The organism is Kluyvera fluvialis, assembly GCF_059725275.1.
This window is the reverse complement of record NZ_AP046142.1, coordinates 2,958,586-2,973,476: the sequence shown is the minus strand read 5'-3', so window position 1 is coordinate 2,973,476 and position 14,891 is coordinate 2,958,586. Positions and strand designations below refer to the sequence as shown.

Here is a 14,891-nt window from a genome sequence, read left to right as displayed (position 1 = left end):
TAGATGCCCTGACCCTGGTGAGTCTCTCCCCTCTCACCGATGCGTGAAAACGTAGATAAAGTACAAATACTCAGGAGCACTCCTAATTATGTTTAAGAATGCATTTGCTAACCTGCAAAAGGTCGGTAAATCGCTGATGCTGCCGGTTTCCGTGCTGCCTATCGCAGGTATCCTGCTGGGCGTCGGTTCCGCTAACTTCAGCTGGCTGCCAGCCGTCGTCTCTCATGTTATGGCCGAAGCAGGTGGTTCTGTTTTTGCTAACATGCCGCTTATCTTCGCTATCGGTGTCGCTTTAGGTTTCACCAATAACGACGGTGTATCCGCACTGGCTTCGGTTGTTGCCTATGGCATCATGGTGAAAACCATGGCCGTGGTTGCGCCGCTGGTTCTGCATTTACCGGCTGAAGAAATTGCCGCAAAACACCTGGCCGATACCGGTGTTCTGGGCGGTATCATCGCAGGTGCGATTGCAGCTTATATGTTCAACCGTTTCTACCGCATCAAGCTGCCAGAATATCTGGGCTTCTTTGCCGGTAAACGTTTTGTACCGATCATCTCCGGCCTGACCGCTATCTTCATGGGTATCGTGCTGTCCTTCATTTGGCCACCGATTGGTACTGCTATCCAGACCTTCTCTCAGTGGGCTGCGTACCAGAACCCAGTTGTGGCGTTTGGTATCTACGGCTTCATCGAGCGCTGCCTGGTGCCGTTCGGTCTGCACCACATCTGGAACGTTCCATTCCAGATGCAGATTGGTGAATACACCAACGCCGCAGGCCAGGTTTTCCACGGCGACATCCCACGTTACATGGCAGGCGACCCAACTGCGGGCAAACTGTCTGGCGGCTTCCTGTTCAAAATGTACGGTCTGCCGGCTGCAGCTATCGCTATCTGGCATTCTGCTAAACCAGAAAACCGCGCGAAAGTGGGCGGTATCATGATCTCCGCAGCGCTGACCTCGTTCCTGACCGGTATCACCGAGCCAATCGAGTTCTCGTTCATGTTCGTTGCGCCGATCCTGTACATTATCCACGCGATTCTGGCAGGTCTGGCATTCCCAATCTGTATTCTGTTGGGTATGCGTGACGGTACGTCCTTCTCTCACGGTCTGATCGACTTTATCGTTCTGTCTGGTAACAGCAGCAAACTGTGGCTGTTCCCGATTGTCGGTATCTGCTATGCGATCGTCTACTACGTTGTTTTCCGCGTGCTGATTAAAGCACTGGATCTGAAAACGCCGGGCCGTGAAGATACGACTGAAGATTCTAAAGCGGGCGCGACCAGTGAAATGGCTCCTGCGCTGGTGGCTGCCTTCGGCGGTAAAGAAAACATCACTAACCTCGATGCGTGCATCACCCGTCTGCGCGTTAGCGTAGCCGACGTTGCCAAAGTGGATCAGGCTGGCCTGAAAAAACTGGGCGCTGCGGGTGTTGTCGTTGCAGGTTCCGGTGTTCAGGCTATTTTCGGGACTAAATCCGATAACCTGAAAACCGAGATGGATGACTATATTCGCAATAACTAAGTTATTCGATGTAGTAGATTGGGGAGACTAAGGCAGCCGAATGGCTGCCTTTTTTACAGCCCTGATGACTCCCTACCTCATGTATACTGGCTTCCTCGTTCTCTATTGAACCTGTGAGACCAAGTTTCTCATATGCCATTCGCAGAGCGCCGCTTATCAGTGCTCGCCGATAGACTACAGCTAATAACTCTGCCAACAAAAAGATCCATATACTGGCGGAACTCAATAGGCGTTCCTGATACCGCGATACCTTTGTGAAACTGCATCTCTCCGGTTTATCGATCAGTTTGAGTGGTGATTTAAGATATTTGGCTATCGAGCAAGATAACATTATCCGGACTGAGTTCCCTCCAAATAATCGACTAATTGGTGTAACTATTTATATTGCACATATGAATTTATTTTTGAAATATATCAATGGTAGATAAACTATATTGAATTCATGATGGTTGCAAAAATTATTTCCTTAGAAAAACTTATATAACATAATTTTTATAATATTTGAGCAATGCATCACAATGCCCAATAAAAAATGATTTACTATTGATATCAGTACGATAGCTGCTATGTCTTTAATATTAGAGCGGGGAAGATAACCTAATATATATTCTTATGTATGATGGAATTAATGATTATAGCCGCCAATGTTATTTTGAAATCAGAATAAATCAAATTTCTATATATTGACACTGATAATGATATTCCGCCCCATCAGTTTATGGGCAGAATGGCGTGGTTATCGGTAGCAGTTCGGTAAATGTGGGCTGATATATCCATGAGGTAAATATGTCATTAAAAGGACTGCGATTTACGCTGGCAGTGGACGGGCTGCCGGAGACGGCCACTGCGGTGGTGAGTTTTTCCCTCGAGCAGCGCTACTCGGCTCCCTTCCGCCTGAATGTCGATATTGCCAGCTCCCTTCCCGAGCTGGAGGCCACGGATTTTCTGGAAAAACGCGCCGTGCTGACTCTCTGGCAGGGGTCGGTCGCCCTGCGATGCGTCACCGGCATCATCACCCGCATGGTGCGGGGGGAGAACAATCACTGGCAGACAAAATACCGGCTGGCGATCTCGCCGCCGCTCTGGCGCTGCGGCCTGCGGCAGAACTTCCGTATCTTTCAGCAGCAGGATATTCAGACCATCACCGCCACGCTGCTGGCGGAAAACGGCGTCACGGCCTGGACGCCGGTGTTTTACGAGCCGCATCCGGCGCGGGAATTTTGTGTTCAGTATGGCGAAACCGACCTGACTTTTCTGGCGCGGCTGTGGGCGGAAGAGGGCATTTTCTTCTACGACGGATGCGCGAAAGACGGGGCGGAGCAAAAACTGGTGCTGAGCGACGAGGTGTCCGGCGTGGCGTCATGGCCGGAAGTGCCGTTTAACCCGAACGTTTCAACCGATACACCCACGGAATGTATCAGCACCTTCCGCTACCAGGCACAGATACGCCCGTCGTCGGTGGAAATCCAGGACTATACCTTCAAATCTCCGCGCTGGGCGGCGTATTACAACCGTACCGGACGGTTTCTGAACGGGCAACTGACCCAGTATGAAATTTTTGATTATCCGGGGCGGTTCAAGGATGAGCAGCACGGGCAGGCATTTGTCCGTTACCGGACAGACAGCCTGCGCTGCGATGCTGAAATGGCCGGAGGCAGCAGCAACTCCCCGACGCTGTCGCCGGGCGTGCGGTTTCATCTGACGGAACATCCGTCGGCGTCGCTGAACCGGGAGTGGCAGGTGGTGAGCAGTTGCCTGACGGGTGAGCAGCCGCAGGCGCTGCACGGCAGCCAGGGCCGGGGAACCACCCTCAATAATCAGTTTGAAGTCATTCCGGCAGACCGCACCTGGCGGCCCGCCGCGCTGCAAAAACCGCAGGTGGATGGCCCGCAGAGTGCCATTGTCACCGGCCCGGCGGGCGAGGAAATCTTCTGCGACGCGTACGGTCGGGTGAGGGTACGTTTTCACTGGGATCGCTACAGCCCGGGGAATGAAGACAGCTCGTGCTGGGTGCGGGTATCACAGGCGTGGGCGGGCGCGGGTTTTGGCCATCTCGCCATTCCACGCGTGGGGCAGGAAGTGATCGTGGATTTCCTGAATGGCGATCCGGATCAGCCGATCATCATGGGCAGAACTTACCATCAGGATAACCGCCCGCCGGGAAGGCTGCCGGCCACAAAAACGCAGATGACGATACGCTCAAAAACCTATAAAGGCAGCGGGTTTAACGAGCTGAAATTCGACGACGCGACCGGGAAAGAACAGGTGTATATCCATGCGCAGAAAAATATGGATACGGAGGTACTGAACAACCGCACCACGAATGTGAAAGTGGATCATTCGGAAACTATCGGCAACAACCAGAATATTACCGTCGGTCTGGGGCAGACGGTGCGGGTCGGGAAAGAGAATGCCGGCGGGCACGATCAGCGCGTGACGGTGGCGCATGATCGAAGTCTCACGGTGGGCAATGATCAGACGCTGAAGGTAAAGCGGGACAGGACCGTGAATATCAGCCATAACGACAGTCTGTATGTGGCGAACGACCGCCGGATAACGGTGGAGGGAAAGCAGGAGCACAGAACCACCGGGAACCATATCAGCCTGGTGGAAGGCAAATGCAGCCCGGAGGTGAAGGGTGATCGGGCGGAAAAAGTGAGCGGTGCGCTGGGGATTCTTGTTAGCGACGATATTGTTCTGGAGAGCCGCAGCCGGATAAGCCTGAAAGTAGGCAGATCGTTCATGGTGATACACGCGGGTGGCGTGGACATTATGGGGCCAGTGATCAATCTGAATGGCGGAGGGAGCCCGGGGACGCCGGTGAGGGTGCTGCAACCGACGGTGCTGAAAGCGCTGGGGGATGAGAACGATACAACCTCTGAGCAGAGTAATAACGAAGACGGGGAAGATCCAGCCAAATCAGTGTGTAAGGAGTGCCTGAAAAAAGCTCAGGAAACTGCTGCCGCTTTTGCACCGCGTGGATAAGGGAGAAAACAATGACAGCAGTACTACCACAGACAACGGAGACCAGCAAACATACCCTCTGGTTGAAACAGGCTGAATCGCTCTGTTCTTCTGCCGGGCTGGATTATATCGACGTACTGGTAGACCAGGCCGGAACCGACCAGCCTTTACAGAACGCGATGCGCCAACTGTCGCCAGCTCCCCGCTGGTTTGCCCTGTTCGAAGAGACACCTGAGGCGGGAACGATGGAGTATTCCCCGATAGTGATGCGCCTGCATTTTGCACTCAGCAGCCATCGTATATGGCTGGGGCAACTGGTGGCGGATTTTGCCAGTTCGCCGCGCCTCACCCTGCTGATATCCCCCCTCGCTTTTGACCTGTTGAGCCGCCATCTTCAGGTGTTGTCACAGGTTCAGTGGGAGGAGCAGACCGGGCTGTTACGTTACTACGATAACCGGGTTTTTTCTTCGCTGTTCACACATGTTCTCACCTGTGAGCAGTGGGCGGCATTTACGGATATCGCGTTGTTCTGGAGTTGGCGAGACCGGGATGGAGGTGTTGCCTGGAAAGCGGGGAGTTTCTCACCAGAACGCAGACTTGTAGACGAACCAGAGATGAGCCGAATAGATGATGCGCAAGTGGGGTTACTGGGTTGCATCAGCGATGCAGAAACCTTGATGAAGGAGAAAACGGTCAGTGAAATCAGCCAGGAAAGCTATTTTGCGCGTTGCCTTGATATTGCTATCAGGGCTAATGATGCGGGGTATTTCGGGGCGCTGCGGGATTTTAAGGGATTGCGTAATAGTGATATTCAGAAACATAAAATTAAAGCCACGATTGGCTGAGAAGGCTATGGGACGCCAGATTATCCCATCAAAGAACCTCGTAATATGGAAGAACCTGCATCATGTCCAGTGAAATAAGGAGTGGTTCGAATATGAAAGCAGTTTTTCAGGGCTTCCTGATAATGATTTTATTTGTGATGTCAGGGTGTTCAGTAGCCAAAAACGGCGGTAATTACACGGCAGGTGATATTGGAGGAATAAACCATACCTCTTTTCCGGTGAATTATGTGAAAGTCAACGGATATGGTGGACCAAACATTAGTCCATTTGGTGATGGTGGGGGTTATTGCTGCGTTATGCTGCCGGACAAGTGGTATCCCGGACTAAAAGCCAAGATTGAGTGGGAGATTGATCCCAACCCCTATGAGTCTATTCCAATGAAGAAAAAAGGATTTGGTTATGATGAATATGCTTATGCTAAGCATGCTGCAAATTATCAAAAGCATACAGCAATCGTCGATATCCCCGAATACGGTCGTGAGCGTTGTGGCCTTACCGTTCATTTTCTGCCGTGTAATCAAATAAAAGTGACAACAGTTTGTCAGGGCTATGGGACGCCAGATTATCCCATCAAAGAACCTCGTAATATGGAGGAACCAGCATCATGTCCAGTGAAATAGGGAGTGGTTCGAATATGAGTACTTTTTTTAAATGCTACATAATATTAATTTTTGTTTTGATTTCAGGGTGTTCGTCGGCAAATTATGACGATTATACCGCAGGTGATCTTCGGGCAAAAAATCATGTGAAAGGTATCGAGATTAATTGGTTCTCTGTAAATGGCTACCACGTTCCAGGTTTAGGTGGTGGATATTGCTGCGTTATGTTGCCGGACAAGTGGTATCCCGGACTAAAAGCCAGGATTGAGTGGGAGGTTAATCCCAAAATAGTTCCTCTGCCACCAGGTTATGAGGATTGGGATAAATATTTGGCGTGGGAGAAAAGTCTAAAAGCGAGTTTCATTAAACATATGACAATTGTCGATATCCCCGAATACGGTCGTGAGCGTTGCGGCCTTACCGTTCATTTTCTACCGTGTAATCAAATTAAAGTAACAACCGTCTGCGAGGGCTATGGGACGCCAGATTATCCCATCAAAGAACCCCGTAATATGGAGGAACCAGCATCATGCCCAGTGAAATAAGTGGCCTGGCTTTTCCGTGTTTTGCTCCACCAGCGTTTCCTGAAGGGGGGCGGTTAATATTATCTGAAACACAGGTAAACGCGAATTACAAAAAACAGATCAGAGAAGCAGAAGAGTACAAGGCCAGGATTAGCAAACAGGCTGGAGTCAGGCTGGGTTTTACCTGTAGCCAGAGCTTGCATATTAGTTTGTTTTTTGATGGTACAGGGAATAATGAGTATAATGATACTCCTTCACATCCAACAAATATTGCCAAGCTTTTTCATGCAACCTATCTGGATGCGGAAAACGAGGGATACTTCAACTACTATATGCCAGGTGTAGGTACTCCATTTCCGAAGATCGGTGAAATGGATTACAGCAATGATGGGCTGGCATTTGCCACCGGTGGTGAAGACAGGATCAATTGGGGATTATTACGGCTTGTTGATGCCCTAAGTTATGTTATTAACCCCACCCATAAGCGACTGGATGATGATGTTGCGAAAGAGCTAATTCTTGATATGCGCGCTCACTGGCCGATTACTGGTGAGGTTAATCGTCGTAATACTATTAACCCCTACCTGGAAACATTGCAGGAACAGCTTAATCAGGCCAGACCGCTCCTGCTGAAGGTAAAGCTGTTTATCTATGGGTTTTCCCGTGGGGCTGCAGAAGCGCGAACGTTTGTTAACTGGCTAACACAGTTACCTGACCCGAAGGCGCAAAGTAAAGGACAACCGTTGATGCTTGCCGGGCTACCCGTCAGTATTGAGTTTTTGGGACTGTTGGATACTGTTGCCTCGGTTGGGGCTGCCCACATTCTGCCGGGGGCTGCCGGTCATATGGGATGGGCTGATAGCACACAACGACTACCCGATGAGAGTCAGTTTCCCGGCCTAATTAAATGCTGCCGTCACTTCGTCGCAGCGCATGAACAACGGTTGTGCTTTCCGCTGGATTCTATCCGTCGGCCAGATGGCAGTTATCCTTCTGATGCTCAGGAAGTGACTTATCCTGGGATGCACTCAGATGTTGGCGGCGGATATCCCGTTCGCGATCAGGGTAAATCCTGTGGAAGTGCGGGTGAAATTCTCTCGCAGATAGTTTTGCATGATATGTATCTTGCTGCGTTTGAAATGGGCGCTCCATTATCAATACATCCTTTACTTCTAACCAGTTTATTAAAGGATATTTCACCACCAAGGGCTATGTCTGATTCATCAATTGCCGAATTTTCCATCGCTCCAGCGGTGATAAAATATTTCAATATCTGGCGGCAAACGCTTCTGAACACGACCCTACAAGGATCTGAGGAGATGGGTGATACCGAGGAAGGCTATCACCCTTATCAACTTTCCCAGACACTTGAGAGTGCGGTTATTGAGCAGATAGGCTGGATCACCGCCTGGCGTATTGGTCGCTATGCTAATGGCAGTCTTACCGCGCAATATTTCTATAAAAATGCCCCTCAACTGGATGAGGTCGGGCTCGAAAAAGAGGCCGAGGCGCATGATGAAAAAATGAAAATTATCAAAACAAACCGGGAAAAAATACTGAAAGATCGTAATACACTGGATGAGAGTCATCAGGGGATCCCTGACCTTGATCCGACTAATGCTCAGTATCAGTTGCGAGAAGCGGCCCGTGAATTTCAGAGCGATTATAAAGAATGGGGACGCGATATTAACGGCAGTTATCTGGAGAAAACTAAACAAGTTGTTCTGGATGTTATTCCCAAATATGCGGTATTCCTGATTAATGGTGATGACGAATATGCCGAATATCAGAAAATTAAGTCAGATGGCGACCGTTTATATTCGCAGTTGTTTATAGATGAACTGGGAACGGGCACTCACACACAACCTCATGCTGAATTACTGGCTCTCTATGACGAGCAGGTTCACGATTCCCGTGCCTGGTTCATGCAAAGTGCTCTTGGTGGGCGTGAACCCTGGGGAGGTTATTTCCGCTATCGCATGATCTACTGCGGCAATAAGGCCAATAAAAAGCTGCAACTGATCTCAGTAGACGGCAAAGTTGTTGGCGCACAGCCTACATCCAACCGGGTTGTATATCTCGTCGAACCGAAAACCGCTTACAAAGGTGAAGTCCATATGGTTCAGGATCTGGTGACCGGGAGGACGCAGACGCTAAGCGCCAATACCTGGTAAGAAACCTGTTATGAACTTAGTTGCGTGGTGTCGCAGGCTCGTTCAGTCACTATCAATGCTCACGACTCAACAACCTGCAAGGCGGCCCCTGATGGGCCGCCCTTATCATCGTCGTCAGGCGAGGGCGTTCTCTTCTAGCTGGCGCATAAACTGACGAACCCAATCCATCCGCGTTTTGCGCTCACCGAGTTCCTGGAAGAACTTCAGCCGCGTTGGGCCGTCAAGGCGATAGTGCTGCGGCTGTTTTTGCAGCAGGCCAATCAGCCATGTCGGGTTAACGTGGTTTTTCTCGGCAAATTCAATCACGCCGCCTTTCTCGTTGCCTTCAAGCTTGCGAATGCCCAGCTTCTGCGCCTGTTGGCGTAAACGGGCGATATCCAGCAGGTTACGCGCAGGGTCAGGCAACAGGCCAAAGCGGTCAATCAGCTCGACTTTAATCTCCTCAAGCTCGCTTTCGCTTCTGGCGCTGGCGATGCGTTTATAGAACGACAGACGGGTGTTGACGTCCGGGATGTAGTCATCCGGCAGCAGCGACGGCATTCGTAGCTCGACCTCGGTTTGCTGGCTGGTTAAATCTTCCAGCGACGGCTCGCGGCCCTCTTTCAGCGCATCGACGGCGTTTTCCAGTAGCTCCATATACAGCGAGAAGCCGATGGTTTCCATCTGCCCGCTCTGATCTTCACCGAGCAGTTCACCCGCACCGCGAATCTCCAGGTCGTGAGTGGCTAGCGCAAAACCCGCGCCTAAATCTTCCAGTGAGGCGATAGCTTCCAGGCGCTTTTGCGCGTCGGTAGTCATCGCCTTAGGGTGCGGCGTCAGTAGCCAGGCGTAGGCCTGATGATGCGAGCGCCCAACGCGCCCACGCAACTGGTGCAACTGCGCCAGGCCGAAGTGATCGGCTCGCTCAATAATGATGGTATTGGCGGTCGGAATGTCGATCCCGGTTTCAATAATGGTGGTGCAGACCAGTACGTTGAAGCGCTGATGGTGAAAATCGTTCATCACCCGTTCCAGCTCGCGTTCACGCATCTGGCCGTGGCCGATGGCTATACGCGCTTCTGGCACCAGTTCCGCCAGTTTATCCGCCGCTTTCTGAATATTTTCCACGTCATTGAACAGGTAATACACTTGCCCGCCGCGCAGCGTTTCACGCAGAATCGCTTCGCGTACCACCAGATTATCGTACTCACGGACGAAGGTTTTCACCGCCAGACGGCGAGCCGGTGGCGTGGCGATAATCGACAGGTCGCGCATTCCGCTCATCGCCATATTCAACGTTCGCGGAATCGGCGTGGCGGTGAGGGTTAAAATATCCACATCGGCGCGCATGGCTTTAATACGCTCTTTATGGCGCACACCAAAGCGGTGCTCTTCATCGACGATCAACAGCCCCAGATCGCGCAGTTTCACGTCGCTTTGCAGCAGCTTATGCGTGCCAATCAGAATATCAATCTTGCCTTCGGCAGCTTCCTGCAAAATTTGCGTTTGCTCTTTAGCGCTACGAAAACGAGAGAGCATCTCAATGCGCACTGGCCAGTTGGCGAAACGGTCGCGGAAGTTGTCATAATGTTGCTGTGCCAGCAGGGTTGTTGGCACCAGTACCGCCACCTGTTTGTGGTTTTCCACTGCCAGGAAAGCGGCACGCATCGCCACTTCGGTTTTACCAAAGCCAACGTCGCCGCACACCAGCCTGTCCATTGCCAGCGGCTGGCACATATCGCTGAGTACCGCATTGATGGCCTGCGCCTGATCTGGCGTGGTTTCAAACGGGAAGCTGTCGCAGAACAGTTGGTACTGTTCGCGGTCGTGCTTAAACGCGAAGCCTTTTTTTGCCGCGCGCTGGGCGTAAATATCCAACAGCTCGGCGGCGACATCGCGCACTTTTTCAGCGGCTTTTTGCCGCGCGCGCGTCCATGCATCACCGCCCAGTTTATGCAGCGGCGCACTCTCTTCAGCGCCCCCGGCATAGCGGCTGATGAGATGTAGCGACGACACCGGCACGTACAGTTTGGCATCGTTGGCATAGGTCAGCATCAGGTATTCAGCGGTAATGCCGCCCGCTTCAAGCGTCGTCATCCCCGCATAGCGACCAACGCCGTGCTCCAGATGCACCACCGGTTGACCTGTGTGCAGCTCCGCCAGGTTACGAATTAACGTATCGGGGTTAATGGTGCGACGCGAGTCCTGGCGGCGGCGCGCTACGCGCTCACCCAGCAGGTCGCTCTCGCAGATTAATGCGCGGTTATTGTGGCTATCGATAAACCCGTGCTCGGCAGAACCGATCATCAGGTAACGCTGGTTATCAGCCGCTTCATCCAGGCGCTGAATGCGTTTAGGCGCCAGTTTAATGCGCGCCAACAGTTCCCCCAGCGCTTCACGGCGGCCTTCACTTTCTACCGAGAAAATCACCGCCCCGTTAAACGACTCGACAAATTTACGCAGGTTATCTAACGGCGATTTGTTCTGCGCCTGGACGGACAAATCCGGCAGCGACTGGAAACCGAGGTTGGTGTTGGCGGCTTTTTCCGGCAGATGTTCCGTTTTAAGCTGAATGCGCGGCCATTTTTTCAGCTCGCTGTTCAACTCGTCGCTGCGCAACCACAATTGTGCGGGAGGCAACAGCGGGCGCATCGGGTCAACGCCGCGATTCTCAAAGCGCGCCTGGGCGTCGGCCTGGAAACGGTTAGCGCTGGCCTCAATGTCGCCGGTATTCACCAGCAGCGTGTTCGCCGGAAAATAGCTGAACAGCGGCGGTAGCGGCTCGCTGAAGAACAGCGGCTGCCAGTATTCGATCCCCGCAGGTAGCGTACCTTTACTTACCTGTTGATAGATATGCTCGGCATCGCGCTTGACGTCGAAGTTATCGCGCCACTGGCTGCGAAACAGCTCGATAGCGGTTTTATCGGTGGGGAATTCATGCGCGGGCAGCAGGTTGATGGCCTCGACTTCTTCCAGCGTACGCTGGCTATCAACGTCAAAAACACGCAGGCTGTCAATTTCGTCGTCGAAGAAATCCAGGCGGTAAGGCTGTTCGCTGCCCATTGGGTAGAGGTCAAGCAACGCGCCACGCGTAGCGTATTCGCCATGCTCCATTACCTGGTCAACGTGACGATATCCGGCACTGTCGAGTTGGCTTCGCAGTGCATCGCGCGATAAACGCTGGCCTTTTTTCATCACCAGCGCGTGGCCGTGCAGGAAGCTGTGCGGACAAACGCGCTGCATTAAGGTGCTGACGGGCACAATCAACACGCCGCGCTGCATAGTTGGCAACTGATACAGCGTCGATAGGCGTGAGGAGATAATGTCCTGATGCGGCGAGAAACTGTCGTAAGGCAGCGTTTCCCAGTCGGCAAGACTCATGACCAGGCTGTCGGTAAACTGGCCGATTTCATCATGCAATCGCAGGGCATTTTGCATATCCGGGGCGATTAACACCACCGGGCCTGCGTGCCGTTCAGATATTTCCGCCACCAGCGTTGCGCAGGCCGCGCCGGTCAGTTCGCCAAGCTGGCGCTGATCGCCGGGTTTGGTCGGTAGGGCATAACGAGCATGTTCGGGCATAGTCAGCGCACGTTCTCCAGAAAACCGTATTCGCACGGTAATGATATATATTTGCTTTTCTTATTATCCGTGATGACAGCGCGAGTGCAACCGCTGAAAATGATGATATGGCATCACAGTAGTTGCTTACGCTGCTGGCTCAGTTTGCGATATTGCTGTGGCGACATACCGACTAGCTTGCTGAATGTGCTGTAAAAACGGCTGCTGGAGCGGAATCCGGCAGTCATGGCGACATCAAGAATGGTTTTATCGGTATCGCTCAACAGCGCGCGAACATGGTTGATACGCATCGCCGTAATGTATTGCTTTAAGGTGAGCTGCATTACGCGCTGGAAAATGCCCATTGCGTAGTTCGCGTTGAGTTTAACGTGCTCGGCGACGTCGTTAATAGTCAGCGCCTGATCGTAGTTATCCGCAATAAACCCCAGCATTTGGCTAACGTAAAACTGTGCGTGGCGCGAGACACTGTTTTTATGCGTTCGCGACGTTTTGTTGAGCAGAATGGGCTGCCAGCCGGAGAGGCTAAAGCGTTTAAGCATCAGGCCGATTTCATCGATGGCTAACTGGCGAATCTGTTCGTTTGGGCTACTCATCTCCTGTTGCCAACGCAGCACTTCAAAGCTGCTGAGCTGCTGGGTCGCCAGCGATTTAATCACCATGCCGTGCGTGACATGGTTAATCAGTTCCCGATCCAGCGGCCAGGAGAGAAAAAGGTGCATCGGCAGGCTGAAAATCGCCATCTGCTGACAATGGCCTGTACGAGTTAATTGATGCGGTGTACAGGCCCAGAACAGCGTGATATGCCCTTGTTCAATGTGCACCACCTCATTGTTGATCAGGTATTCCACGTCGCCGTCAAACGGCACATTCACCTCCACCTGGCCGTGCCAGTGGCTGGCGGGCATCACGTGCGGTCGCCGTAGTTCAATATCCATCCGTTGATATTCAGAATAGAGCGATAGCGGGCTGCGGGTCTGCTTCTCGTCGCCGTTACACATATGTGGATCGGGCGGCAGAAAGTCGATTGGCTCTGTACTCATCGTGGCTCCATTTCCTGAATTATCAGAATCATCTCTATTTTGCCGAAACAAGAGTGTTCAAGTGGGCGCGCAAACCCACAAATATGGTTAATTGTAGACGCATGAAAAGGCCGGATGCTCTGCTTTTTTGTTGATTTTGTCCCAAAACCTCAGATTTCCTCGCTTTTCGCATACGATCTGAGTTTTTGCGAGTGCTCATCCAGGAAGCCGGAGGTTTTCCCTTATCACGCGTGCCACCATGACAAGGTTTAATACTGTTCTGGAGAGTCATGATGACAGCACCAAAAATTACCTTTATCGGCGCGGGTTCTACCATTTTCGTCAAAAATATTTTGGGTGATGTCTTTCACCGTGAGGCGCTGAAGTCGGCGCATATCGCGCTGATGGATATCGATGAAACGCGTCTTGCAGAGTCACATATTGTTGTCCGTAAACTGATGGATTCAGCCGGGGCTTTCGGTCAAATAACCTGCCATACCGACCGTAAAGCCGCGCTGCAAGACGCCGACTTTGTGGTGGTTGCCTTCCAGATTGGCGGCTACGAACCTTGCACCGTGACCGATTTTGAGGTCTGCAAACGTCACGGTCTGGAGCAGACGATTGCCGATACGCTTGGCCCTGGCGGCATTATGCGTGCGCTGCGCACCATCCCACACCTGTGGCAGATTTGTGACGATATGACGCAAGTGTGCCCGAATGCCACGATGCTCAACTACGTTAACCCGATGGCGATGAATACCTGGGCGATGTATGCCCGTTATCCGCATATCAAACAGGTTGGCCTGTGCCACTCGGTGCAGGGGACGGCGGAGGAGCTGGCGCGTGACCTGAATATTGATCCGGCGACGTTGCGCTACCGCAGCGCCGGGATTAACCATATGGCGTTTTATCTGGAGCTGGAACGCAAAACGGCGGACGGCGGCTATGTGAACCTGTACCCAGAACTGCTGGCAGCTTATGAAGCTGGGCAGGCGCCAAAACCTAATATTCACGGTAATCAGCGCTGCCAGAATATTGTGCGCTACGAGATGTTCAAAAAGCTGGGCTATTTTGTAACGGAGTCGTCAGAGCACTTTGCCGAATACACCCCGTGGTTTATCAAACCAGGGCGTGAAGACCTGATTGAACGTTATAAAGTCCCGCTGGATGAATACCCGAAACGTTGCGTTGAACAACTGGCGAACTGGCATAAAGAGCTGGAAGAGTACAAAACCGCCGAGCGAATCGACATTAACCCCTCGAAGGAGTACGCCAGCACTATCATGAACGCCATCTGGACCGGTGAGCCGAGCGTGATTTATGGCAACGTACGCAACGATGGCCTGATTGACAACCTGCCACAAGGGAGCTGTGTTGAGGTTGCCTGTCTGGTGGATGCCAACGGTATTCAGCCGACGAAAGTGGGGGCGATCCCGGCACATCTGGCTGCAATGATGCAGACCAATATCAATGTGCAAACCCTGCTGACCGAAGCCATCCTGACGGAAAATCGTGACCGTGTTTACCACGCCGCGATGATGGATCCACACACGGCGGCGGTATTAGGTATTGAGGAAATTTATGCGCTGGTGGATGACCTGATTGCCTCGCACGGCGACTGGCTACCGGCCTGGTTGCACCGTTAATACCCACGACGCCGGGCGATAAGTCCGGCGTTTTACC

9 protein-coding genes are annotated in these 14,891 nt (G+C 52.1%); 7 read left to right on the top strand and 2 right to left on the bottom strand.

Going from position 1 to position 14,891, the window contains the following annotated elements:
- Positions 1 to 88 precede the first annotated feature (88 nt).
- The 6 genes from ptsG (at position 89) to AC6I4B_RS14075 (ending at position 8,628) form a co-directional block, all read left to right on the top strand.
- Positions 89 to 1,522: a PTS glucose transporter subunit IIBC gene (gene ptsG / locus AC6I4B_RS14100; protein WP_497765952.1), complete on the top strand. Its 1,434-nt coding sequence runs from the start codon at positions 89 to 91 to the stop codon at positions 1,520 to 1,522.
- A 786-nt stretch (positions 1,523 to 2,308) separates the two neighbouring features.
- Complete coding sequence (gene tssI, locus AC6I4B_RS14095) at positions 2,309 to 4,507, top strand: type VI secretion system tip protein TssI/VgrG (protein WP_497765950.1); 2,199 nt, start codon at positions 2,309 to 2,311, stop codon at positions 4,505 to 4,507.
- A gap of 11 nt (positions 4,508 to 4,518) precedes the next feature.
- Positions 4,519 to 5,331 (top strand): toxin Tle1 chaperone Tla1, encoded by an 813-nt coding sequence (gene tla1, locus AC6I4B_RS14090; RefSeq protein ID WP_497765949.1) that lies wholly within the window; start codon positions 4,519 to 4,521, stop codon positions 5,329 to 5,331.
- A 92-nt stretch (positions 5,332 to 5,423) separates the two neighbouring features.
- Positions 5,424 to 5,951, top strand: a complete 528-nt coding sequence (gene tli1a / locus AC6I4B_RS14085) for a Tli1a family immunity protein (RefSeq protein ID WP_497765947.1) — start codon at positions 5,424 to 5,426, stop codon at positions 5,949 to 5,951.
- 14 nt (positions 5,952 to 5,965) lie between these two features.
- Positions 5,966 to 6,475, top strand: a complete 510-nt coding sequence (tli1a, locus tag AC6I4B_RS14080; RefSeq protein ID WP_497772172.1) for a Tli1a family immunity protein — start codon at positions 5,966 to 5,968, stop codon at positions 6,473 to 6,475.
- Complete coding sequence (locus AC6I4B_RS14075; RefSeq protein WP_497765946.1) at positions 6,460 to 8,628, top strand: T6SS phospholipase effector Tle1-like catalytic domain-containing protein; 2,169 nt, start codon at positions 6,460 to 6,462, stop codon at positions 8,626 to 8,628. The genes tli1a (AC6I4B_RS14080) and AC6I4B_RS14075 overlap by 16 nt, the downstream gene beginning before the upstream one ends.
- Before the next feature lie 114 nt (positions 8,629 to 8,742).
- Here AC6I4B_RS14075 and mfd read toward each other — a convergent pair whose 3' ends face one another.
- Entirely contained in the window at positions 8,743 to 12,189 is a 3,447-nt protein-coding gene (mfd, locus tag AC6I4B_RS14070; RefSeq protein ID WP_497765944.1) for a transcription-repair coupling factor, read from the bottom strand.
- A 113-nt stretch (positions 12,190 to 12,302) separates the two neighbouring features.
- On the bottom strand, positions 12,303 to 13,229 hold the full coding sequence (gene melR, locus AC6I4B_RS14065; protein ID WP_497765943.1) for a transcriptional regulator MelR: 927 nt from the start codon (positions 13,227 to 13,229) through the stop codon (positions 12,303 to 12,305).
- A gap of 269 nt (positions 13,230 to 13,498) precedes the next feature.
- On the opposite strand from melR, the gene AC6I4B_RS14060 reads away from it, so the two are divergent.
- Complete coding sequence (locus AC6I4B_RS14060) at positions 13,499 to 14,854, top strand: alpha-glucosidase/alpha-galactosidase (RefSeq protein WP_497765941.1); 1,356 nt, start codon at positions 13,499 to 13,501, stop codon at positions 14,852 to 14,854.
- Positions 14,855 to 14,891 lie beyond the last annotated feature (37 nt).